The sequence below is a fragment of the Halorubrum aquaticum genome (genome assembly GCF_900113615.1).
GTDB lineage: Archaea > Halobacteriota > Halobacteria > Halobacteriales > Haloferacaceae > Halorubrum > Halorubrum aquaticum.
Map to the genome: position 1 here is coordinate 13132 of NZ_FOPZ01000017.1, position 20575 is coordinate 33706.

Sequence of the window (20575 nt, forward strand, 5' to 3'; positions counted from 1 at the left end):
ATGAGCCAACAGCGGGGTCTCGAGACTCCCGGCATCCACCACGTGACCGCGATCGCCGGCGACCCGAACGCCAACCACGCCTTCTACACCGAGACGCTCGGCCTCCGACTCGTCAAGCGGAGCGTCAACCAGGACGACGTGGGCGTCTACCACCTGTTCTACGCCGACGACGCCGGCAACCCGGGAACGAGCATGACCTTCTTCCCGTACGTCGGGGCCCGGTCCGGCCGCGTCGGGGCCGGCCAGGCCACGACGGTGTCGTTCACGATACCCGCCGCGTCGGTCGACTACTGGGCCGACCGGCTCGCGGAGCGCGGCGTCGACGTCGAGACGCGAGAGCGGTTCGGCGACGCGGTCGTCGCGTTCGCCGACCCCGACGGGCTCCCGCTCGAACTCGTCGGCCGCGAGGACGCGCCCGCCGGCGACCCGCCGACGGGTCCGGTTCCCGACGAACACGCGATCCGCGGGTTCTTCTCGGTCGAACTCTCCCTCTCCGACGCCGGGAGCACGGTCGACCTCCTGGAGGCGATGGGCTACGCGGAGACCGAACGCGACGACGCCGGCCACCGTCGTCGGTTCGAGACCGACGGCGACCTCGGCTTCGTCGTCGACGTGGTCACCGATCCCGCGACGCCGCGGGGAACGCCCGGCGCGGGGACCGTCCACCACGTCGCGTACCGCGTCACGGACGAGGAACAGGAGTCGTGGCGCGGATTGCTTCAAGAGCACGGGCTCCGCCCGAGCGAGGTCATCGATCGCAAGTGGTTCCGGTCGGTGTACGCCCGCACCCGCGGCGGCGTGCTCTTCGAGTTCGCGACCGGTGGGCCCGGCTACGACGTCGACGAGCCGCGGTCGGCGCTCGGCGAGCGGCTGGTCCTGCCCGAGTGGCTGGAGGACCGTCGCGAGGAGATCGAGGAGGGGCTTCCGGAACTCGAGACCGGCGCGCCCACGCCGGAGTAGGTTCGGCTTCCGCCGGAGCTACCGCAGACACGCCCATCGCACGTCGACGAGTCGGTCGTGCTCTCCGCTTATCGTCGGACGCGCCAAGTGGTCGTTGGCGTCGACGCCGCGCTCCGCGAGCCCGCGTAACGCCTCCTCGAGCGAGCGGTCCGACCGCTCGACGCTGGCGTCGCGGACGTACGGCACGTCCCGCGGCTCCTCGAGCGAGTTGGTCGTCTCGATCCGGTCGGTGAGGTCGCTCCCGAACGCGTGGGGGGGCTGGTGGAACTCCCAACCGTTCACGGTGACGAGCAGCCAGACGTCGCCGTGGACCGCGTGGTACTCGCCGGTCACGGCCGCGGGGTCACCGGCGACGATCCGGTTCAACACTTCCGTCTTCGTTCGGTACAGCGCGTCCTTCCGCGCGGAAGCGACGTTGCTCTCGGTGACGTCGCCGCGGTCGTAGGCGGCGGTCGCCTCGTCGGCGAGCCGCTTCGCGACCTTGTTCACGACGTAGAGCGATTCGAGCAGGTCGTCGTCGGGTTCGAGCGGTTCCACGGTTCCCTCGGTGGATCGTCGAGGGATCCGCGCGTCGCGGGGATATGCGTTTCGGGCCGTCGACGACCCGGGGACCCGGTCGCCGGACCTCCCTGGAGGTCGATCGTCGGCCCCCCGGATGGTTAATTCTTTAAGCACGCGGACGAAGGTCATCTCAAGAAATGTCGTCCGACTCCGTCAAACTGTACTCGGCGATATACCTCGCGCTCCTGTTCGCGGCGATCCTGAACTTCGTTCTCTTCGAGGTCGAGTTCTTCGGCTTCACGTACTGGGAGGCGTTCGCCGGGACGATGGTCATCTCCGTGGTCAAGACCGTCCTCATCGTCGCGTACTTCCAGCACCTGCGCTGGGAGAACCGCTCCCTGACGTACCTGATGGGGCTCGCGCTCGCGTTGACCATGCTGCTCATGGCCGCGGCCGCGTACTCGATCTCGTGAGAACGACACGGAAACTCGTGGGAACGACACGGACGATCACCTCGTCGCGGGATTTTTTGTAGTCGCGGGAGTATCACCCGGTATGGACCTGCGAGCCGCGACCGCGGAGGACGTCGGATCGATCCGTGAGGTGGCGTTAGCGTCGCTTTCCGCCTCCTACGGCCACGCCGTCGACGAGGCCCTGCTCTCGGAGGCCGTCGAGAACTGGTACGGGGCCGACGACGTGGGAGAGGACATCGCCGACCCGGACACGGTCTGTCCGGTCGCGGTCGTCGACGGCGAGGTCGTCGCGTTCGCGGAGAGCTACGTCGTCGACCGCCGCGAGCGGGTCGGCGAGATCGACTGGCTCCACGTCCACCCGGACCACCGGGAGTCGGGGATCGGCTCGGCCCTGCTCGAACGCGTCGAGGCCGAACTGCGCGACCGCGACGTCGACAGCGTCGAGGGGAAGGTCCTCGTCGACAACGAGGCCGGGACCGCCTTCTACGAGCGCGAGGGATACGAGCTCTCGGGTGAGCGCGTCGTCGACATCGGCGACGAGCGGTTCCAGGAGCGGCTCTATCGCAAGCGGATCGGTCGTGACGGCACGCTTCGGGAGGGGATCTACGAGACGGCCGACGGCGAGACGGTGTACGTCGCCTTCGACGAGAGCGAACGCGGGTCGAAGGCCCCCTTCTACGTCGCGTACGCCGACGCCGACCACGAGAGCCGATACGGCTACTTCTGTGGGAACTGCCAGGGAACGAACGTCGCGATCGACACGATGGACGCCGTGGAGTGTCTCGACTGTGAGAACCGTCGAAAGGCGGCGCGGTGGGACGCGGCGTACTGACGCGTCGACCTCGGCGCGGGTCTCCCGTGCGGCATGACTCGTCCCTCGTACAGCCCGACTCGTTCCTCGTACGCCCCGACTCCTCCTCCGCTCGGCTCCCGCCGACCTTCCGTCCGCTCCTTCCGGTTCGGTCGGTTCACCTCCCGCTCGCGTACTCCGCGGCCGACGCGACGAGCCGGTCGAACGCCCCGCTCGCGGGGTGACGGTGCGCGTAGGTCCCGACGGTCCGGTGGGCGACGAGCCCGTCCCGATCGCCGTCGATCCCCTCCCCGCGTTCGACCTCGAAGGCGAATCGGGCGTCGGCGTCGGGCGAGACGCTCGAGTCGCCGCCCTCCCCGAGGGCGTGACTCGAGTAGTGGAACTCGTGGCCGCGGTGGCGTTCGCCCGCCGTCGCCGTAACGCCGTCGCGGGTCGCGCGGAGTTCGACGTGGTCGAGCGCGCGGTACCGGTCGTGCATCCGGACGCCGCCGGGGAGGACGCCGGCCATCGGGTGCGTCTCGCCGTCGACCGTCGTCAGCGACGACGAGAGCGCCATCAACCCCCCGCACTCGCCGAGCACCGGGAGGCCGTCCGCGGCCCGGTCGGCGAGCGTCGACAGCGCGGGCGACGACGAGAGCGCGTCGGCGTGGCGCTCCGGATAGCCGCCGGGGAGGTAGATCGCGTCGCACTCGGGGAGGTCGTCGCCGGCGACCGGGGCGAACGTCTCGACGGTCGCCAGTTCGCGAAGCCGTTCGCGGGTGGCGGGATAGACGAACCGGAAGGCGTCGTCCGCGGCGACCGCGACGGTCGGTCGGTCGTCCCCGCCGGATCCGCCGAGTCCGCCGGCCGCGTCTCCGGCGCTCCCGTCCGTCGTCTCATCCGTTCCCTCGTCCGCCGCCGTCGGACGCGCGACCGGCCGTGCGGCGCGCGCGACCGCCTCGCCGTCGATCGTCTCCGCGGCCTCCGCGAGCGCGTCCTCGGGGATCGGGTGCTCGTCGCCCATGTGGAGCCCGAGGTGTCGGTCGGGGATCGCCAACCCGTCCGTCGGCGGGACGTGGCCGAGCCAAGCGATCCCCTCGGGGAGCGCCTCGCGGATCCCGTCGGCGTGGCGGCCCGTGTGCGCCCGCTGGGCGATCACGCCGACCACGTCGACGCGGGGGTCCTCGACGCCCGCGCGAACGTCCGCCGGGAGGTCGGCGTGGGCCGCGTACTCGCGGAACCCGAGGGCGGTCGCGCCGACGCTTTGCATCCCCGCGCTCGCGTCGACGACGAGGACCACCGGCACGTCGAGCGCCGCCGCGGTCGCCGCCGTCGACGTGGCGGAGCCGTCGTACAGCCCCATCATCCCCTCGACGACGGCGATAGCGGGGCCGGATCCGTTCCGGTTCCCCGCTTCCGCTCGATGGAGGTTCCGTCGGACGCCCTCGACGCCCCCCATCCAGGTGTCGAGCGTCCGCGAGGGGCGGCCGAGCGCGGCGGCGTGGTGGCTCGGGTCGATGTAGTCGGGACCCGCCTTCGCCGGGACCGGGTCGTAGCCGGCGTCGGCGAGCGCCCGGGAGACGGCGAGCGCCGCGACCGTCTTTCCGACGCCCGAGGCGGTCCCGCCGAGGACGAGTCCGTACATGCGACCCGATAGCGACCCCCCGGAGAAAAACCGTTCGTCGGCGGCGGCCCGGCGGCCCGGCGGCCCGGCAGCTCCGCAGTCGTTCGGCGGCGACTCGGAACGGCTTTCCGGAGCCGGCCGCATTCCGGCGACATGGACACGCGTCGCGCGCTGTTGTCCGCGCTCGAGTCGGGACCGGTGTCGGGACCGGCGCTCGCGGACGAGCTCGGCGTCTCCCGCGCGGCCGTCTGGAAGGCCGTCGAGGGGCTTCGCGAGGAAGGCTTCGAGGTCGAATCGACGGGAGACGGCTACGTCCCGCCGGCCGAGCCCGCGTACTGTGCGGCCGGGATCGAGTTCGGGCTCGGGGCACCCTACGCCGTCGAGTACCACGACGGCCTGTCATCGACGAACGACCGCGCACGGGCGCTGGCGGCGGAGGGCGAGACCGACGTCGCCGTCGTCGCGGACGAACAGACCGGGAGCCGCGGGCGGCTGGAGCGCGAGTGGGTCGCGCCGAGCGGCGGCGTCTGGGTCTCGATCCTGACCCGCCCCTCCGTGGCTCCGGCGCGCGCGCCGCTCTTCACGCTCGCGGCCGCGGTGGCCATCGCCGACGCCTGCCGGGAGGTCGGCGTCGACGCGACGATCAAGTGGCCGAACGACGTGCTCGTGGAGGGGTCCGACGAGGCGTCCGAAGGCGGGGACCCCGTCGGTCGTGGCGGCCGCAAACTCGCCGGGATCCTCACCGAGATGGAGGGCGAGGCGGACCGCGTCTCCTGGCTCGTCGTCGGGATCGGGGTCAACGCGAACCTCGACGCGGAGACGCTACCGGCCGGCGCGACCTCGCTGCGGGCCGAGCGTGGAGGGGACGTCGACCGCCGTCGGTTCCTCGCCCGGCTCCTCGAGCGGTACGCCGAGTTGGCGGACGATCCCGACGCGATCCTTCCCGCGTGGCGCGAGCGGGCGAGCACGATCGGGCGGCGGGTCCGCGTCGAGACGGCGAGTGGCACCGTCACCGGCAGGGCGGTCGACGTCGAACCGCCGGGCGCGCTCGTCGTCGAGACCGAGGAGGGACGGACCCGGGTTCACGCCGGCGACTGCGAACACCTGCGGGACGCGGACGTGCGGTAGTCGACGGCTCGGTGACCTCGAGGGTGGATAACCTCGACGGTCGGTACCCTCGACGATCGATGGCCGGAGGATCGCTCGGAGCCGGTCACTCCGGGTCGCCGGCGACGGTTCCCGTCGGCGCGTCGTCATTCCCCGTCTCCGCGGCCTCGACCCGCTCCGTACCCGTCGCTTCCGTCTCCTCGCCCAACCGGACCGTCAGGACCGGGACCGGCGAGCGCCGCACGACGCGCTCGGCGACGCTTCCGAGCAGCAGTCGGTCGATCCCGCCGCGGCCGTGGGTGCCCATCACGATCAGGTCACAGCGGGCGTCGGCCGCGTATCGAACGATCTCCCGCCCCGGCGAGCCCTCCACGACCGTCGTCTCGACGTCGACGCCCGTTCCCTCGGCGAGCGTCTCGACCTGGGCGACCGCCTCGTCGGCGTCCTCGCGGAGCAGGTCGTCGATCCCCGTCCAAGTGGCCTCCATGCCGGTACCGGCGTAACTCGCCGTGTCGACCACGTACAGCGCGTGGACGTCCGCGCCGTGGACCGCCGCGAGCGCGAGCGCGTGTTCGACGGCGCGTCTCCCCTTCGGGGAGCCGTCGGTCGGAACCAGGATCCGGTCGTACAATGCCATGTTACCATGACACATTCGCTCGGAGGATATATATCTCCCCGTGGTTTCGGGCTCACGTCTCGCTCGGTAGCGTCACGACGACCTCGTTGCCGCCCTCCTCGCGGATCCGGAAGTCGATCGCGCCGTCGGCGTTCTCGACGATCCAGCGGGCCATCCACAGCCCGAGCCCGGAACTGTGGTTCAGTTGGTCGATGGGTTTCGTCCCGGTCAGGATCTCCCGTTCGTCGATCGGGATCGGCGGACAGCGGTCGAGCACGCGCAGGACCGCCTCGTCGTCGCCGTTCTCCAGGACGACGTCGACGCGCGGGTCCGTCCGTTCGGCGTGGACCACCGCGTTCTCGACCAGTTCGACGAGGACCATCCCCACGTCGTCGGTCGCGACCGCGGACACCCCGTCCTCGACGTCGACCCGGATCGTCGCTTCCCCGTACGTCTCCTCGAGGCCGTCGATCTCCCGACGGACGATCCGCGAGAGGTTCCGACGCTCCGCCTCGGTCGACGCGGTGAGCGCGTCGACGACGGTCTGTTGTTTGTCGATCTTGCTACAGAGCCGGTTGACGATCCGCTGGACCCGCTCGAGGATCTCGCCGTCGAGGCCGTCGCCGTCCGAACCGTCGTCCGCACCGTCACCGTCCGCACCGCCACCGTTCGCACCGTCACCGTTCGCATCATTACCGTCCACCCGCAGCATCTCGATCCATCCGGCGATCGCGTTGAGGTCGTTCCGCATCGTGTGCCGAACGAGGTGGTTCACCGTCTCGAGCTGGCGTTCACGGTGTTTCTGGGCGGTTATCTCCTGGGCGACGCCGACGAGGCCGATCGTCCGGTTCGAGTCGTCGCGCAGGGGCACCTTCGAGGTGAGAAACCACCGGTCGCTCGTCGGGTAGTACTCCTCCTTCTCGAGGATCGACTCCCCCGTTCGGAGCACCGACCGATCGTCCAGATACGGTTCGATCCCCTCCTCGTCCGGGACGACCCCGTCGATGTCGCGTTTCCCGAGGTACTCGTCGCTGAGCCGATGGATCCGTCGTCCGACGAGCGCCTCGCTCACCATCACGTTCCGGGCAGCCCGGTCCTTCACGAACATGTGAAGCGGGATCTCGGTGAACAACTGGTCGAGCACTCGGACCTTCCACTCGTCGAGGTCGACGTTCGGATCGGGAGCCGAGGAGTCGTTCCCCGACTCGCGGTCCGCCGAGGCGTCATCGAGTCGGCGGACGAAGTCGGGGTCCACTCGCGGCGATCGCGGCGGGATGGACCGCCGGACCGCGTCGTCGACTCGCTCCGCGACGGTGACCGCGTCGTCCGCTTCCGATCGGACCGGGACGACGGCGTCGAACCCGGATTCGACGGCTTCGACGGGGACCGTTCCGTCGTCGACCGGAACGACGAGGACGACCGGCGGGGGATCGACGCGGCCGGCGAGCGTCTCGAGGAGGTCCACGGCGGTCCCGTCGGCCAGCCGAAAGGCCGTGACCAGACAGTCGACCGTCGAGACGTCCCGCTCCGCGAGCGCCGCGATCGACGGGAGCGTCTCGACTCGGTCGACCGATCGGTCACGGTCCGCCGCCCATGGACCGAGGAACTCGTCCAGATCGCCCGGGAGGTGCGCGATCTCGATCCGCGGGCCCGGCGGCGGATCCTCGGCGGATGTTTTCATATATCCAACACGAGTGTGACACGGCACACAGCGGCATAAAACGCCCGAATGAGCCCATCAGATCCCGGTCTCGCCGCAATTCGTGAAAACAGTTAATCGATCCCGAGATAACGTTAGAATCGATCGTGAAGAACTCAGCAGCCGACGACGTGGTCGACGAGATGCTCGACGGGATGATCGCGGCACACCCGGACCGACTCCGCAGGCTTCCGGACACGCAGGTACCGGTGCGCGAGGACGGCCCGGTCGACGGAAAGGTCGCGATCGTCACCGGCGGCGGGAGCGGTCACGAACCCACGCACGCGGGATACATCGGCGACGGCATGCTCGACGGGGCGGCCGCGGGCGGCGTCTTCTCCTCGCCGACCGCCGACGAGTTCGAGGAACTGATCGCCGCCTGCGACGGCGACGCGGGCGTCCTCTGTGTGATCGAGAACTACGAGGGCGCGTGATGAACTTCGAGACGGCCATCGAGCTCGCCGAGATGGAGGGCCCGCCCGACCGACACGTCCGCGTCGAAGCCGTTGACCGTCTTGACGAGCTTCGAGGCCGGTCTCGCGTGTGAAGGGTATTATACTCTCGTCCGCTTTCTCGGGAGTCGCCGTCCGTTCCCGGATGGAACCGCCGGATCTCGGGGGATTTTCGTGCTCCTCCGTCTGTCGGAACCATGAGCCGGACACGAAGCGGCAACGACCGGTACGACGCGATCGTCGTCGGCGTGGGCGGCGTCGGCAGCGCGACGACCTACGAGCTGGCACGGCGCGGCCTCGACGTGCTCGGGATCGAGCGGTACGACGTGCCCCACGCGATGGGCTCCTCACACGGGAGCACCCGGATCATCCGGAAGGCCCAACAGGAGGGTCCGGAGTACGTGCCGCTCGTCGAGCGCGCCTACGAGCGCTGGCGCGACCTCGAGGAGCGGACCGGCCGCGACCTCCTCACCGTCACCGGGTCGGTCCACGCGGGCGCGCCGGGAACGGACGTGGTCGCGAACGCCCGCGAGGCGTGTGACGCCCACGACATCGAGTACGAGGACCTCTCCGGCGACGAGGTCACCGAGCGATTCCCCGGCTACGACCTGCCGTCCGACTTCGAGGCGGTCTTCCAGCCCGAGGGCGGGTACCTCGACTGCGAGCGCTGCGTGACCGCCCACGTCGAGGCGGCCCACGCCGAGGGGGCGACGGTCCGCGCCCGCGAGCGGGTCATCGACTGGTCGGAGACGGGCGACGGCGTCCGGGTCCGCACGGACAAGGGTCGCTACGAGGCGGACGAGCTCGTCGTGACGGCCGGGGCGTGGACCGCCGACCTGCTCCCGTCCGTCGCCGACGACGCGGTTCCCGTCCGCGCGCTCATGGCGTGGCTCCAGCCGGAGGAGCCCGAACTGTTCTCGCCCGATCGCTTCCCGGTGTTCGTGCTCCGCGGCGAGGACGGCGGCGGCTACGGCTTCCCGGTCCACGACGTGCCCGGGTTCAAGTTCGGGTACTCCGGCGACCACCGCGAGGTCGTCGATCCCGACCGGATGGACCGCGAGCCGACCGCGGCCGAGGAGGAGCTTCACCGCCGCTTCGCGGAGGAGTTCTTCCCGGCCGGTGCGGGCCCCACCGTCGCGTTGCGGACCTGTATCCAGTCGTACTCCTCGGACGAGGACTTCGTGCTCGGTCGGGTGCCGGGGTACGACTCGGTCACCGTCGGCACCGGCTTCACCGGCCACGGCTTCAAGTTCGCGAGCGCCACCGGCGAGGTCCTCGCCGACTTCGCGACCGAGGGCGAGACCGACATCGACGTCTCGACGCACTCTATCGACCGGCTCTGAGGGATCCCCGCCCACCGACCACGGTCGCCCGCGCTCCATGGTCCCTCCACGAGCTCATCGTGAGCGGCGCAAGCGGGAAGTGAACGCGACCCATACGAGACGTATCGCATGGAGGTCCGCCAGTGACCGACTCCGCGCCGATCCCGGCCGACGAGTTCGAAGCCGCGCTCGAAGCCCTCGACCCGGAGGACCTCGTGGCGCTCGTCACCGAACTGTGGGCGGCGACCGCGAACGACGTCGAGGTCGATCCCCCGGTCGTCACGGTCCGGAACGGTGACGCCCGAACCGACCTCCTCGTCGCGCCTGCGGCGTCGGACGAGATCGTCGACGGGACCCGCGCCGGCGACGCGGTCGGTCTCGCCGAGACCGCCGACGCGGTCGTGCTCCCTCCCGAGGACTCGATATGGAACGACGCCGAGACTGCCGCCGAGCGCCGGATCGCCGCCGACCTCGAGACCGTCTCCCCGGCCGATCTCAGACGGCGGCTCCTCTACGCCCTTCCGACCGCGGACGCCGAGTCGCTGTGTGAGCGGTTTCTCGGGGTCCCGGCCCGATCGGGGTCGTACGACCGGGGATCGTCGACGGGGAACGACGCGACGGAGGACGGAGCGGACGAGACCCGAACGGCCGGGGATCAGGAGACGGTGGGCGTCGCGAGCGCTCCCGGTTCGACGTTGCCGTCCCGCGCGGGATCCGGCGTCGCGGCGGGACGGATGGACTCCGACCGCGACGCGGGTGCGACCAGTGATCACGACGACCCATCCGAGGACGTGGCGTCACGCGGGAGGACGCCCACCGACGGACCGTCCCGCGACGGTCACGCGACGTCTCGAGGGAGCGGTTCCGGCGTCCGTCGTGACCGGGTCGCGCTCGCGGTCGTCGCCGTGGTCCTGCTCGCGGCGGTCGCAGGCGCCGCGTCGCTGACCGGTCCGTCGCTCACGGACGGGAGCGGCGACCGACTCGACCCGAGCGACGACCCGCAGTCGACGAGCGGGGAAGCGAGCGATTCGAGCGATCCGTCCACGAGCGACGACCCGCAGTCGACCGACTCGACCGACTCGGTCGACCTCGGCGACTCGGGGACGTATACCGGGGTGACGGACACCACCGGCCCGATCGACGCCGTCGAGGACCCCGATCCGAACGGAACGGCGGCCGCGCGGGCGACCGCCCTCGAGCCTACCTGCGAGCGTACGCCACTCCACGTCGTCCAGATCCAGATGAACGCGCTACGGTACAACGACCCGACGACCAACGACGGGATCCGGACGACGAGACGGTTCGCGTCGCCACAGAACCGCCGAGCCGTGAGCAGTTTCTCGCAGTTCGTCGACCTCTTCGAGGGGCCGAACTACGCGCCGATGCTGGCCCACGACGCCGCGCGGTACGCCCCGCTGGGCATCGACGGCGACCGCGCCACGGTGAGGGTCGTCACGTACGAGAACGGCTCCGCGACCGGCCGCTACGAGTTCCGGATGCGGAAGGTGAACGCGACGGACGCGTCGCTCACCGGATACGGGAGCGGGTACGACGGCTGCTGGATGACCGACGCGGTCGGCGTGTTGCCGATTGAGGAGGTGGACGGGACCGGCGACTCCGGGACCGGCGACGACTCCGAGACCGGCGACGACACCGTGGTCCACGGGCCGCCGGGAACCTGACTGCTCCGTGGTCCACGGGCCGCCGGGAACCTGAGTACTCCGCGGTCCATTCGACTACTCCACGACCGCGACGACCGCCGGCTCCCGCATCCGCGCGAGGACGACGCGCGGCACGTCGGCGCGCTCGTGGATCGCCGCGGCGACCTCCCGGGCGACCGCCTCGTCCGCGTCGTCGTCGACCATGTTCAAGAGCGGAACCGCGGTCGCGTCGGCGGGGACCCCCTTCAGTCCGCCCGCCTCGTGTGCCACGACGCGGCCGACCAGTTCCGGCGTGATCTCGTCGCCGGTCTCGACGCCGTCGACGAGCCCGGCCACGCGCTCGGGTCGATGGACGACCGCCTCCGAGAGCGGTTCGCCGACGGCGTGGACGCTCGCAACCGGCACGACGGTGTCGGCTCCGGCGGGGACCTGCGGCTCGCGGTCGTTCGGAGCCTTGAACAGCCGCGTCCGCGCGCCGTCGGCTTTCACCAACACGGGGCCGTCGTGAGCCGCCGAGAGGCGGTCGACGGTCTCCGGGTCGTATCCGCGGTACCGGTCGTCACGCTCCCGCTCCGGAACGAGCCCGAGGGGGAACGTCGCGCGCTCATCGTCGCTCTCGCGGTCGCGGAGGCTGGCGAGTTCGGAGACCGGATCGGCCGCCGTCCGCACCGTGGCGACCTGCCGGTCGAAGATCGGGATCCGGACCGTCGCCGTGAGCACCGCCCGATCGAGTCGGTCGGCGAGCACGTACAGCGTCGTCTTCTTCCCGCCGGCCCCGACGAGACAGGTGGTCCCCTCGCCCGCATCGAGCGCGTCGACGACGTTCATGCTGGAGTTCGTTCCGTCCCTCGCGGTCACGCGTCGAAAACGCGTCGGTCCCGGCAGGCCGGGTCGTATGCGGCAAGTCGTCGCAGACACCGTGGGGTTTAATCCGGGTTCGGCGGCTAACGACGATGATGGACCCACCGGACCGGATCCTCCGCGTCGACCTCTCGACCCGCCGAGTCGACAGCGAACCGGTCCCCGAGGAGTGGCTCGCGAGGTACGTCGGCGGGAAGGGGCTGGGCGCGCGCTACCTCTACGCGGCCGGCGGCGGGATCGACCCGGAGTCGCCGGCGAACCCCCTCGCGTTCATGACCGGACCGCTGACCGGCTACACCCCCGGCGAGCAGCGGTACGCGGCGATCACGAAGTCGCCGCTCACGGGCGCGTTCCTCGACTCCTACGGCGGCGGTGCCTTCCCCGGCCGACTCGCCGCCTCGCTCGGCCCGCACCTCGGGGTGCTCGTCACCGGCGCGGCCGACGAGCCGGTCGTTCTCTCGCTCTCGGACGGCGAGGCGACCGTCGATCCCGCGGGCGACCTGTGGGGTCTCGACGCGGCGGAGACGGACGACCGCTTTCCGGACGCGGCCGTCGCCTGCGTCGGTCCGGCGGGCGAGAACGCGGTGCGATACGCGACGATCGCCTCCGACGGCGGCGACCACCACGCCGGTCGCGGAGGCGCGGGCGCGGTGATGGGATCGAAACGCCTGAAGGCGGTCGTCGCCCGCGACCCGCCGCCGGAGCCGTCAGGCCGGCTGGCGGCCCTCAGGGAGCGCGACGGCGCGGCGTTCGCCGACAGCGACGCGGGGCGCTGGCTGGCCGCGAGCGACACCCTCGAGACGGTGGACTTCGCGAACGAGGCGGGCGTGCTCCCGACCCGCGGCTGGCAGGAGCGCCGCTTCGAGGGCGCGGAGGGGATCGGGATCGAGCGCGCCGCGGAGCGCGCGACGGGCCGCGAGCGCGAGGACGACCCGGTCCCCGGCGGGTTCCGGATCCCGGAGAGCGAAGGGGCGGAAAACGACGACGACGGCGACGCTGGCGACGACGATGGAGACGACCGGGACGACGGCGACGCTGGCGACGGAGACGAACGGGACGACGGAGACGGAGACTACGACGCCGGCGAGAGCGCGTCCGCCGGCGACAGCGTCCCGCGCGGCGCGACGCCCATCGTCCTCGGGGCGGGGCTCGGGATCGACGACTTCGACGCGGTCGCGGCGCTGGGCGGCGTCTGTGACCGGCTCGGAATGGACGTCATCTCCGCGGGCAACGCGGTCGCCTGGGCGGTCCGCGCCGGCGAGGAGGGCCTGATCGACCGCGAGGTCGCCTTCGGCGACGAGGCGGCCGCACGGGCGACCATCGAGGAGATCGCGGGTCGGGAGACGCCGCTCGGCGACGCCCTCGCCGACGGCGTCGCGGCCGCCGCGGCGCGGCTCGGCGGCGAGGACCTGATCCCGACGGTGAAGGGGATGGAACTCTCCTCGTACGACCCCCGCGGGGCGACGTCGATGGCGCTGGCGTACGCAACCAGCGACCGCGGCGCGTGCCACCGGCGGGCTCGACCGGTCGAGGCCGACGCGATGGCACCCGATTCACGCGATCCGGACGCCGTCGCCGCCGCGGTCGCGGCCGAGCAGGACCGCCGGGCCGCGCTGTGGTGTCTCGTCGGAGACGACTTCCTCGAGGACGTGTTCGACCCCGCGGTCGCCGCCGAGTGGCTCGCCGCCCGCGGGTACGACCACGACCCGGCGGACCTCGCCGCCCTCGGCGAGCGGGTGTGGACGCTCACCCGGCTGTACAACGTCCGAGAGGGGTTCCGCCGCGAGGACGACGCGCTGCCGCCGGCGATCGCGGGGGCGAGGGACGAGGGCGACGAGGCCGCCTCGGATCACTCGGACGGACTCGACCCGAACGCGTTCAACGAGCTCCTCGACGGCTACTACGCCGTTCGGGAGTGGGACGAGAACGGGCGGCCGACCGCGACGCTCCTCGACCGGCTCGGACTCGCCGATCTCGCGGACGTGCCCGCCGCGACGGGCGGCGGGATCGACGGTCGCTGAGCCGACACTCCGGTCGACTCGCCCGACGGTTCGGCGCGTTCGGCTACGGCGCGGCCTGTTTGGTCGAGATCAGCTCGATCACGTCCCGGTGAGAGAGGTCGTGGTCGGTGCCGACCTGTCGGCCGCTCCGGCAGTCGGTGCCGTGGAGCAGCCCCTCGCCGATGTCGGAGTGGATGTGGTACGCGAAGTCCTCCGTCGTCGCGCCCTCGGGGAGAAGGAAGCAGTCGCGGAAGACGCCCTTCTCGTCCTTCGACCCGTTCGCGGAGCCGGGGAACACCGCGATACAGCCGAGCACGTCGAAGACGGCGGCCTCGAGCGCCGCCTGGACGCCGGTCCCGCCGTACTCGGTCACGTGGTCGCGGATCGCGTCGAGGCCCGCCGCCTGCTCGTCGGAGACGTCGCCGACGATCGCGAAGTCGTCGTCGCCGGCGGTGTAGTCGACGACGCCCGCCTCGTCCGCGTTCTTGAGCGCCTTCTCGGCGTGGGCGCTCGCGGGGACGAACGAGAGGTGGTCGTAGTCGGGGTCCGACGTGATCTCGGCCCAGTTCTCCCTGGCTTCCGGCGTGTCGGTCTTGTTGGCCGCGACGACCATCGGCTTGGTGCGTTTCCTGATCTCGCGGGCGAGCTCCTCGCGGTCCTCACCGTCCCACGTCTCGGGCTCGAGCTCGAGCCCCTGCGCGAGGATGACCCGTTTCATCTCGTCTTTGGAGATACCGAACGCCGACATCTGTTCGGCGAGCTCCTCCTCGATGGCGGCCTCGGAGCCCTGATAGCGCGTCTCGTACTTCTCGAGGCCCTTCGAGAGCACGTCGAGGTACCAGGCGTCGAGCTCCTCCTCGAGGAAGTCGATGTCCTCACGGGGGTCGTGGCCCTCGGTCCGCTCGCCCTCGATGTCCGTCTTCCCGGAGAAGTCGACGACGTGGACCAACGCGTCCGTCTCGTTGAGGTCGGTGAGGAACTGGTTGCCGAGCCCGCGTCCCTCGTGAGCGCCCGGGACCAGCCCGGCCACGTCGACGAGTTCGATCGGAACGAACCGCGTGCCGTCGCGGCAGACGCCGACGTTCGGGGTACACGTCTCGTCGAACTCCGGGGCCGCACACTCGACGCGGACGTACGCCTCGCCCACGCTCGGGTCGATCGTCGTGAAGGGATAGGCTCCCTCGGGCACGTCGTTCATCGTCGCCGCGTTGAAGAACGTCGATTTGCCCACCGAGGGCTTACCGACGAGGCCGATCCGGTAACTCATTACCCGGATTCCGCCGTCCGACGTGAAAAGCGATGCGAGAGGGCCGAGCGCATGCGAGAGAAGTGATCGCACGGGAGGTGGACGGGTCGGGTGGCGGTCGGGTGGCGAGCGAGAGGCGTCCTGAACCGTTTATATATCGAGCCGCCGAAGCCCGCCCCATGTACGCGCTGGTCGGCGGGACCGTCCACACGGCAACGGAGCGGGGAACGATCGAGGCGACCGTCGTCATCGACGGCGGCGAGATCGTCGCCGTCGGCGACGTCGAACCGCCCGAGGAGGCGACCGTCGTCGACGTCGAGGGGCTCCACGTCACGCCGGGGCTCGTCGACGCCCACAGCCACGCCGGGATCGCCGAGTGGGGCGAGCCCGAGGACCGGGACTACAACGAGGGGACCGCCGCGGTCACCCCGCACGTCAACGCGCTCGACGGGTTTCACCCCCGCGACGAGGAGCTGAGACACGCGTTCCAGAACGGGGTGACCTCGGTCTCGGCGCGGATGGGCTCCGGAAACGTGATCGGCGGGATCATCTGCTCGATGAAGACCCACGGGCTGACCGCCGACGACATGCTGATCCGCGAGGACGGCATGAAGGCCGCGATGGGCGAGAACCCGAAGCGCTTCCACGGCGAGGAGCAGGGCCGCCAGCCCTCGACGCGCCCCGGCGTCGCGGCCACCCTCCGCTCGGCGTTGATGGAGGCCGAGGACTACGTCGACCGGCGCGAGCACGCCCGCAACGAGGGCGAGCCGTTCGAGCGCGACCTCGGCATGGAGAACCTCTCGCGCGTGCTCACCGAGGGGTTCCCGCTCCGGGTCCACGCGCATCGATCCGACGACATCATGACGGTCTTCCGGATCGCCGAGGAGTTCGGGATCGACGAGATCTCCATCGAGCACGCGACCGAGGGCCACCTGATAGCGGAGGAGTTCGCGAAGCGGGACGTGCCGGCGATCGTCGGGCCGTCGCTGTACTCGGGCGCGAAGTACGAACTGCGCAACATCACCTTCGAGACGCCGGCGATCCTCCACGAGGCCGGCGTGAAGGTCGCGATCCAGACCGACGCCCCCGTGTTGCCCCAACAGCACCTCGACGTCTGCGTCGGGCTCGCGGTCCGAGAGGGCTTCCCCGAGGAGGAGGCACTGGAGGCGGTCACGCGCTATCCCGCCGAGATCCTCGGGATCGACGACCGCGTCGGCACCCTGGAGGTCGGCACCGACGCCGACGTGGCGGTCTAGGACGGCGTCTTCCACGAGAACGACAGCCGAACACGACACGTCTTCGTCGACGGCGAACACGTCTTCGACCGCGAGCGCGACGCGGTCGACCCCCGCGAGGAGTACGACTGGTAGCGAGGAGTACGACTGGTAGCGAGGAGTACGACTGGTAGCGAGAGGTCTCGGAGCCGTCGGGGGCGGTGGAACGGCTCCTCGACCGACGAACGGGAACGCCCGATCCGGCCGAAGCGTGGTCCCTTATTATCCGCCGGTTCGATACGACGCTCATGGACGCAGACGCCATCGTCGTCGGCGGGGGGCTCGCCGGGCTCGTCTCGGCGGCCCGGCTCGCGGAGGCGGGCGCGGACGTGACGCTCTGTGAACGACGACCGAGCGTCGGCGGCCGGGTTCGCTCCCGCGAGGTCGACGGCTTCACGCTCGACCGGGGGTTCCAGGTGCTTTTCACGAGCTACCCGGCCGTGGCGCGTGAACTCGACACGGAGGCGCTCGACCTCCGGCGGTTCTCGCCCGGCGCGACGGTCTGCCGGCCGGGATCGCGGGCCGTCCTCTCGGACCCGCTCCGCGAGCCGACCGCCGCGATCGAGTCGGCGCTCAACCACGAGGTCCCCTTCTCCGATAAGCTCCGGACGCTCGCGCTCCGGTACGACCTCTCGCAACGTGCGGAGGACGAGTTCTTCTCGGACCACGGCTCCGACGCGTCGATCCGCGAGTACCTCGCGGACTGGGGCTTCTCGGGCGACTACGTCGCGAACTTCGTCGAGCCCTTCTACGGCGGGATCACCCTCGACCGGTCGCTTGCGACCTCGAAGGCCGTCTTCGAGTACACCTTCCGCGCGATGGGCCGCGGGTCGATCGCGGTGCCCGCCGAGGGGATGGCGGCGATCCCGGAGCAGCTGGCCGAGCGCGCCACGGACGCCGGGGTCGAGGTCCGTACCGGCGAGGACGTCGAGGCGATCGACGTCGGGTCGGGCGGCCGGTTCCGGCTCGGTTCCGGCGGCCCGGCGGACGGCGCGCGCGTCGAGCTCGCGGACGGCGAGACGCTCGACGCGGGGTGTGTCGTCGTCGCGACCACGCCGCCGGAGGCGCGGCGGCTGACCGGCGTCGAATCGGTCCCCGAGTCGGGAGTACCCAACGTCACCGCGTGGTACGCGCTCCCCGAGCGGTCGTCGTTCTCGACCGGCAGGCGGATCCTGCTCAACGCGGCGGGCGAGTCGCCGAACGCGGTCGTGCCGGTCTCGGAGGTCGCCGCCGAGTACGCGCCCCGGAACCGCCCCCTGCTCGCGGCGACGTTCCTCGGCGAGGCGGCGCTGGAGCGCGGCGCCGACGACCTCCGTGAAGACACACGAAACGCGCTCTCCGCGTGGTATCCGGAGCGCGGGTTCGAGAGCCTCGAGACCGTCGCAGTCGACCGGATCCCCTTCGCACAGTTCGCCCAGCCGCCGGGAGTCCACGCGACCCTCCCCGACCCGGACGAGCCCGAGGGTCCGGTGGTCCTCGCGGGCGAATACACCGAGTGGTCCTCGATCCAGGGCGCGTTGGAGAGCGGGCGGACCGCGGCGGCGGCCGCGAGCGAGCATCTGTGACGCGAGCCGTCGCCGGCGTCGCTACTCCCGGCCGGCCTCGTCGTCCTCGCCGTTCCCGTCGTCGTCGACGGTATCGCCGCCCTCACCATGGTCCGGCAGCGAGAGCACGTTCTCGCGGCCCAGCCGGAATCCATCCAGGTCGCCCTCGTCGCGGAGCCCCGTCACCACCTGACTCGTCTTCGCGGCCGTCCAGTCGAGCTCCTCGGCGACCCGCTTCTGTTTCATTCGGCCGCCCTCACGCTCGATGAGCCGCAGCACCTGCTCCTCGTTGCTCAGAAGCTCCGCGTCGACCGGCGGGACGTTCCCCTCCTCGTCCCCGTCGGCGTCATCCGGGTCGTCGTCCGGGTCGTCACCCCCGGATTCCCCCTCCGCGGAGTCGTCGCTCGCGGCAGCCGCCGACTCCGGTGTCGTCGACTCCGATCCCGCCCGATCGCGTCGGGAGTACGCCAGTACCCCGCCGAGGACGACGAGGAGGCCGACCACGGCGAGGACCGGGAGCCAGCCCGGGAGCGAGTTCAGGGCGGAGTCGGGGACGGCCGAGATCCGCGGCTCCCCTCCGGCGAAGTCGACCGGGCCGACCCAGACGACCGAGCCGTCGCGCGTCTCCGCGGGCGCGGGCGACGCCGTATCCAGTTCGTATGAGTCCGGCCACGAGACGATGAGCGAACTCTCCTCGTCGAGGAACATCCCGTCGACCGCGTCGCCGGCCGCGATCCGTCCGTCCTCGACGGTCGCGAAGCCGCTCCAGTGGAACCGATAGGTGACGACGCCGTACTCCTGGGGGATCTCCCGCCGCTCCGCGGTCACGGACACGTTCGAGACGCCCATCTCCCGACCGGTGGCGATCGCGGACTCGTTGACGGTCGTCTCCATCCGCCCGCGGAACCGGTCGGTGTAGGCCTCGGGGTTCGCCTCGAGGTCCGTCCGGAACTCCTCGAAGGCCTGTTCCTCGTCGCTCGTCGAGAGACGGACCCGGTACTCGATCGTCCAGACCGCGTCCCCGTCGGCGTTGACGTCGGCGGTGATCAGGACGTCGTCGGGGTCGATCTCCTCCTGTTGGGCGAAGACGTCTCCGGCACCGACTCCCGCAACGCCGGTGGACGCGCCGACGAGAAGACCGACGGCGAGGAGACTGACGGCGAGACAGCAGACGAGCGCCGTGAGTACCGTCGTTCGCTGCACGAACGACCCGACACGCGGCCGCGCTAAATCGTTTCTCATGTCCGGCGTCGGCCCCGAGCGCTCCGCCGTCGACTTCGGTCGTCCCTCACCGACGCGAGCACGCTACGGGTCACCGCGCCGGTCGTCACCGCTGGCTCCGTCTCCGGCACCCGGGTCGCCATTGGAGTCCGAGTCAGCGTCGCTTCCGGCGTTGTCATCGTCGTCGCTCCCGGCAGTACCACCGTCGTCGCTTCCGACGCCGTCACCCCCGTCTCCACTGCCGGCGCGTTCGCCCGTTTCGTCCCCGTCGGTAGTGTTTCCGTTGGTAGTGTTTCCGTCGGTGGCGTTTTCGCCCGTGGTCGCCCCGCTACGGTTCGTTCCGCCCCGTGCCGGGCCGTCGGCGGCCGAGCCGTTCCGCGGCTCGGAGGCGTTGCCCCCCGCGTCCGAGGTATCGGCGCCCGGAGAACCGACACCCGGGGTGTCACCGCCCGGCGTGCCGATTCCGGATCCGGGCGGGCCGGCACGATCGGGACCCATCGGCGCGCCGGTCCGGTTCCCGCCGATCTCCCGAGCGATCGCCGCGGTCTCGGGGCCGCTCAACTCGCTCGCCCGGTCGCGGAGGGTCCGGATCCGATCGGCGTCGACGCCCCGTTCGGCGAGCGCCTCCGCGGGCAGCCCCGCGGCGACCTCGGCGCTTCGGTTCGTCGTTCGATTCACCGTCGCGGCCTGCGTCCCGATCGCCGCCGTCCGGGCGGCGTACGCGCCGGGGCTCACGTTCCCGGCGTCGCGGCGTTGCCGGAGCTCCTCCCGCCGCTCCCGGAGCTCCGCGAGCCGTCGCTCGTTCCGCTCGAGTTGCGCCGCGACCACGGCCGCGCGCTCCTCGTCGGTCTCCGCCTCGGCGAGCCGGATCTCGAAGGATCGTGACGACACCTCGCCGTCGACCTCTGCTCCCTGAACGCCGATGACGCCGGACAGCCGTTCGCCGGGACTGAGGTCGGTCGTGGCGTTCGCCGATCCGGTCCGCGTGTCGTTTTCCGCTTCCACCTGTACGTTCTCGCCGGCATCCACGCCGTCGCCGAGGCCAGCCTGTGCTCCGGGCTCGCCGGTCACCGCGGCCCCCAGCGGGACCATCGCGATCAGTCCCGCGACCACCAGGGCGGCGACGAGCAACGGGATCCGTCGGGTCATGTCTCCCGATCGGCGACCGCCGCGTAAATACTCCCACACCCCTCGTCCCGAATTAAGCCGGATTAACCCGGATGT

The 20575-nt window shown here is 71.1% G+C and carries 16 protein-coding genes and 2 pseudogenes; 10 read left to right on the plus strand and 8 right to left on the minus strand.

Annotation, left to right across the window (positions count from 1 at the left end; translation table 11 throughout):
- Window positions 1–960, plus strand: a complete 960-nt coding sequence (locus F3H10_RS12695; RefSeq protein WP_149785133.1) for a VOC family protein — start codon at window positions 1–3, stop codon at window positions 958–960.
- 18 nt (window positions 961–978) lie between these two features.
- Here the strand turns inward: F3H10_RS12695 and F3H10_RS12700 are convergent, their stop codons facing one another.
- The gene (locus tag F3H10_RS12700; RefSeq protein WP_149785134.1) at window positions 979–1497 is read right to left on the minus strand and encodes a hypothetical protein; all 519 of its coding nucleotides are present in this window, start codon (window positions 1495–1497) and stop codon (window positions 979–981) included.
- 161 nt (window positions 1498–1658) lie between these two features.
- Here F3H10_RS12700 and F3H10_RS12705 point away from each other — a divergent pair, with 161 nt between their 5' ends.
- Together F3H10_RS12705 and F3H10_RS12710 are read left to right on the plus strand one after the other, a co-directional pair.
- Window positions 1659–1934 (plus strand): cytochrome C oxidase subunit IV family protein, encoded by a 276-nt coding sequence (locus tag F3H10_RS12705; protein ID WP_149785135.1) that lies wholly within the window; start codon window positions 1659–1661, stop codon window positions 1932–1934.
- Window positions 1935–2016: 82 nt separating this feature from the next.
- On the plus strand, window positions 2017–2766 hold the full coding sequence (locus F3H10_RS12710; RefSeq protein WP_149785136.1) for a GNAT family N-acetyltransferase: 750 nt from the start codon (window positions 2017–2019) through the stop codon (window positions 2764–2766).
- 136 nt (window positions 2767–2902) lie between these two features.
- On the opposite strand, the gene F3H10_RS12715 is transcribed toward F3H10_RS12710, so the two are convergent.
- A complete protein-coding gene (locus F3H10_RS12715; RefSeq protein ID WP_149785137.1) occupies window positions 2903–4369 on the minus strand; it encodes a cobyrinate a,c-diamide synthase in 1467 nt (488 codons plus the stop codon).
- Window positions 4370–4501: 132 nt separating this feature from the next.
- On the opposite strand from F3H10_RS12715, the gene F3H10_RS12720 reads away from it, so the two are divergent.
- The gene (locus F3H10_RS12720; RefSeq protein ID WP_149785138.1) at window positions 4502–5476 is read left to right on the plus strand and encodes a biotin--[acetyl-CoA-carboxylase] ligase; all 975 of its coding nucleotides are present in this window, start codon (window positions 4502–4504) and stop codon (window positions 5474–5476) included.
- A gap of 85 nt (window positions 5477–5561) precedes the next feature.
- Here F3H10_RS12720 and F3H10_RS12725 read toward each other — a convergent pair whose 3' ends face one another.
- Window positions 5562–6092 (minus strand): universal stress protein, encoded by a 531-nt coding sequence (locus F3H10_RS12725; RefSeq protein WP_149785139.1) that lies wholly within the window; start codon window positions 6090–6092, stop codon window positions 5562–5564.
- Between the two features lie 52 nt (window positions 6093–6144).
- A complete protein-coding gene (locus tag F3H10_RS12730) occupies window positions 6145–7752 on the minus strand; it encodes a PAS domain-containing sensor histidine kinase (RefSeq protein WP_149785140.1) in 1608 nt (535 codons plus the stop codon).
- Between the two features lie 161 nt (window positions 7753–7913).
- Between F3H10_RS12730 and F3H10_RS12735 the strand changes: the two are divergent.
- The 3 genes and pseudogenes from F3H10_RS12735 to F3H10_RS12745 form a co-directional block, all read left to right on the plus strand.
- Window positions 7914–8245: pseudogene (locus F3H10_RS12735) on the plus strand (dihydroxyacetone kinase subunit DhaK); the annotation flags it as partial.
- 174 nt (window positions 8246–8419) lie between these two features.
- Entirely contained in the window at window positions 8420–9565 is a 1146-nt protein-coding gene (gene solA, locus F3H10_RS12740) for an N-methyl-L-tryptophan oxidase (protein ID WP_149785141.1), read from the plus strand.
- A gap of 122 nt (window positions 9566–9687) precedes the next feature.
- Window positions 9688–11226: a hypothetical protein gene (locus F3H10_RS12745; RefSeq protein ID WP_149785142.1), complete on the plus strand. Its 1539-nt coding sequence runs from the start codon at window positions 9688–9690 to the stop codon at window positions 11224–11226.
- Between the two features lie 54 nt (window positions 11227–11280).
- On the opposite strand, the gene yqeC is transcribed toward F3H10_RS12745, so the two are convergent.
- Window positions 11281–12033 (minus strand): selenium cofactor biosynthesis protein YqeC, encoded by a 753-nt coding sequence (gene yqeC, locus F3H10_RS12750; RefSeq protein WP_149785143.1) that lies wholly within the window; start codon window positions 12031–12033, stop codon window positions 11281–11283.
- Between the two features lie 128 nt (window positions 12034–12161).
- On the opposite strand from yqeC, the gene F3H10_RS12755 reads away from it, so the two are divergent.
- The gene (locus F3H10_RS12755; RefSeq protein ID WP_149785179.1) at window positions 12162–14087 is read left to right on the plus strand and encodes an aldehyde ferredoxin oxidoreductase family protein; all 1926 of its coding nucleotides are present in this window, start codon (window positions 12162–12164) and stop codon (window positions 14085–14087) included.
- A 43-nt stretch (window positions 14088–14130) separates the two neighbouring features.
- Here the strand turns inward: F3H10_RS12755 and F3H10_RS12760 are convergent, their stop codons facing one another.
- Window positions 14131–15333, minus strand: a complete 1203-nt coding sequence (locus tag F3H10_RS12760; RefSeq protein ID WP_149785144.1) for a redox-regulated ATPase YchF — start codon at window positions 15331–15333, stop codon at window positions 14131–14133.
- A gap of 158 nt (window positions 15334–15491) precedes the next feature.
- Here F3H10_RS12760 and F3H10_RS12765 point away from each other — a divergent pair.
- Window positions 15492–16682: pseudogene (locus F3H10_RS12765) on the plus strand (amidohydrolase family protein).
- A 152-nt stretch (window positions 16683–16834) separates the two neighbouring features.
- Window positions 16835–18151, plus strand: a complete 1317-nt coding sequence (locus F3H10_RS12770) for an NAD(P)/FAD-dependent oxidoreductase (RefSeq protein WP_149785145.1) — start codon at window positions 16835–16837, stop codon at window positions 18149–18151.
- Between the two features lie 21 nt (window positions 18152–18172).
- On the opposite strand, the gene F3H10_RS12775 is transcribed toward F3H10_RS12770, so the two are convergent.
- Together F3H10_RS12775 and F3H10_RS12780 are read right to left on the minus strand one after the other, a co-directional pair.
- Window positions 18173–19333: a DUF7345 domain-containing protein gene (locus F3H10_RS12775; protein WP_149785146.1), complete on the minus strand. Its 1161-nt coding sequence runs from the start codon at window positions 19331–19333 to the stop codon at window positions 18173–18175.
- Between the two features lie 102 nt (window positions 19334–19435).
- Window positions 19436–20500 (minus strand): DUF7096 domain-containing protein, encoded by a 1065-nt coding sequence (locus F3H10_RS12780; protein ID WP_149785147.1) that lies wholly within the window; start codon window positions 20498–20500, stop codon window positions 19436–19438.
- Window positions 20501–20575: the final 75 nt, after the last annotated feature.